Annotated in this window: 1 pseudogene; it reads right to left on the minus strand. The window is 58.3% G+C overall.

The annotated features are described in order from the left end of the window. Nucleotides 1–643, minus strand: a pseudogene (locus EOA60_RS36055) (hypothetical protein); the annotation flags it as partial.

Here is a 643-nt window from a genome sequence, read left to right on the forward strand (position 1 = left end):
GTTTCGCTCTATGATCACTAGGCCGTCGTTGTTATCAAGCTGGAAGTCGGCGGCGTATGCGGAAGGTACCTGACCCGTCTTGTAGATGTCGGCGTTCGAGATGTAGATCGCCTTTGTCGTCGTAAGCGCCGGGTTGGCAGTAGACACGAGATTAACGATGACCATCAGGTCCTCGTTGCCGATACCGTCAAACTTGATGGCCATGTCGTTAGCCGTCTGGGTCGGGACGTGATTGGCACCGTTGTCGGTCGAGATACCCGGTGAGGTGTCGAAGAACCGAAGCGTCAGTGCCTCGCCCTTCTGGATAGTGTCGCCAGCGACCCCGTTCGTGGTCTGGGTTGCAGAAACCCAGTCTTCGTTGTTGTTGGTGACGAACTGGCCGGGGTTCCACACCTTGTCACCAGCAACCGGCGCGCCGTCGTCATCGCCGAGACCTAAGGGGATGCTCGAAGTTGCCGAGTTCGCCGTGAACTGCACGAAGAAGTCCCGATCGGTCGTTTCGGGTGTGCTGTCCGCCTCGAAGAGCTTCTCCACCACGATCAACGGGTGACCGGTATTGCTCGTGGGCTGCTTGGAGAGAAGCTCACTGGTGTGCAGGATGTCCCTGGTGAAGCCCTCCACCGCGTCGTTCAAGGTGATGGTG

The sequence above is a fragment of the Mesorhizobium sp. M1A.F.Ca.IN.020.06.1.1 genome (assembly GCF_004023265.1).
Taxonomy (GTDB): Bacteria; Pseudomonadota; Alphaproteobacteria; order Rhizobiales; family Rhizobiaceae; genus Mesorhizobium.